3 protein-coding genes are annotated in these 1,715 nt (G+C 34.7%); 2 read left to right on the forward strand and 1 reads right to left on the reverse strand.

What is annotated here, in order from left to right; all coding sequences use genetic code 11:
* Both Q0852_RS23530 and Q0852_RS23535 read left to right on the forward strand, forming a co-directional pair.
* Positions 1–764: peptidoglycan-binding domain-containing protein (locus Q0852_RS23530; protein WP_299022850.1), on the forward strand; the 764-nt coding region annotated here is incomplete at its 5' end.
* Positions 761–1,078 carry a hypothetical protein gene (locus Q0852_RS23535; RefSeq protein WP_299022853.1) on the forward strand — a complete coding sequence of 106 codons (318 nt, stop codon included), beginning with the start codon at positions 761–763 and terminating at the stop codon, positions 1,076–1,078. The genes Q0852_RS23530 and Q0852_RS23535, both read left to right, overlap by 4 nt.
* A 144-nt stretch (positions 1,079–1,222) precedes the next feature.
* Here the strand turns inward: Q0852_RS23535 and Q0852_RS23540 are convergent, their stop codons facing one another.
* Positions 1,223–1,537: a hypothetical protein gene (locus Q0852_RS23540; RefSeq protein WP_299022855.1), complete on the reverse strand. Its 315-nt coding sequence runs from the start codon at positions 1,535–1,537 to the stop codon at positions 1,223–1,225.
* Positions 1,538–1,715 lie beyond the last annotated feature (178 nt).

Below are 1,715 nucleotides of genomic sequence, written 5' to 3' on the forward strand. Positions count from 1 at the left end.
CAAAACTGCTATCCAATTCAGATGCACTAGAATTGCTTGCAAAAGATAAAGGTATATTAATTAAAAAAGGCAGCAAAAGACCAGAAGTAAAAGCCATTCAAGATGCCTTGCTAGCAATGAAGATTGACATTGGCTCTAGCACTTCAGATGAAGTTTTTGGAAAAAACACATACAATGCTATAAAGCAGTTTCAAGAAAAGTTTGTTGTAAAAAACACTATCCACCCAGAATATAAAATTGGCAATCCTGATGGAGTTGTGGGGAAAAACACCCTACTAGCAATTGATGAAGCTTTAAACATAGGTTGGAGAGTATCAAATCATTTCTGGTCTATTATATTCAATGAAGTAGGCTCAATTAAGAACGACAATGTTTATAACCAATTAGTTCAAGTATTTGATGCTAAGAATGAACTTTTAATCGAAGTGAAGGGCAGTAGTAAACCTAACCCATTCAAACCTAAATCACCATCAATAAAAGGGGAAAATGCATATCCGCATGTGAAAAGTGGGAGCTATTTAGTTGAACATGGCTTACATAAAAGAAAGCCAGCATTAGTCTTAAACTCTAACAAATACGTCCCGACAACAAAAACAAACCCTAACTACCCCGAATATGGAAAAAATGCTAATTATATTCATGTACATTGGGGTTACTCTAAAACTTGGAAAGGATCCGCAGGTTGTATGACAATACACCCTGATGATTGGAAAAGATTTTTATCGTCTATACCAAACGGAAAAGGAGAAATAACTATACCATGAAAACATTAGTCTTATTACTTTCTTTAGTGTCATCAGCTTGCTACTCACAGAGTATAGTAGAAGATTATAGTGACCTATCTACTCAATTCATTCGCGATTACTCCAGCCATAATAATGTAAATGCGAGTAAATCAGCATTAAAACAATTAGACATGGATCCATCAGACTCTACAGCATTGTTACGACTATCAGTTTCAATAACTCCAAAGCTATGTGAAGAAATTAAAACATATTATTTACAATTAGGTTCTAAAGATGAAATCCAAGAGATAGCTCAAGCAATAATAAAAAGAACCTGCAAGTTTAATGATTAAAATATGGGTAGATATATTTCTACCCTTAGCCATAACGCCTGCAATAAGGTGCCCCGCACTGAACTAACAAAGCACTGTGAACTTCATACCAAAACCGCCGAGTGTAACGGGTCACCTTGATTGCTTTGTTATACCAACCTACGACTACCCATTATTGACTTCAGATAGCCATGAATTTATTTTTATAATCATATCTTTTGGTGTTCTACCAAAATTATCCAGTTGAATTTCTCGTTCTTCTAATATTTCTTTTCGAGTTTCTTCACTACCAAGATCGAATCTAATTAATTTTTTAAGGTAATATAAAGAATAGAATTGGTGCTCTTCAACAAGATCTTTTAAATTAGCTTCTTCAATAATTTTTTCATAGCTTAATCTGCCATTCACGAGAGTCAAAGCATGTGGCTTACATGCTTTTAGATAACAAACCATAGCGATCATATACTGATAGTTTGTCAAATATCGGGTATCACCTGACATATTGTTAATTATTGAAAAGTATGACAGGAGCCTTTCAATTTCCCTAAATGAAGGTTGATAGTACCGAACAATATCACTGAGTGCGTATTCCGGCGAAGTTGAACACCGATTCCGGCTGAATGTGAACACTTAACTTTTCAACGTATCACGACAGTTG

Source organism: uncultured Photobacterium sp. (assembly GCF_947502415.1).
Taxonomy (GTDB): Bacteria; Pseudomonadota; Gammaproteobacteria; order Enterobacterales; family Vibrionaceae; genus Photobacterium.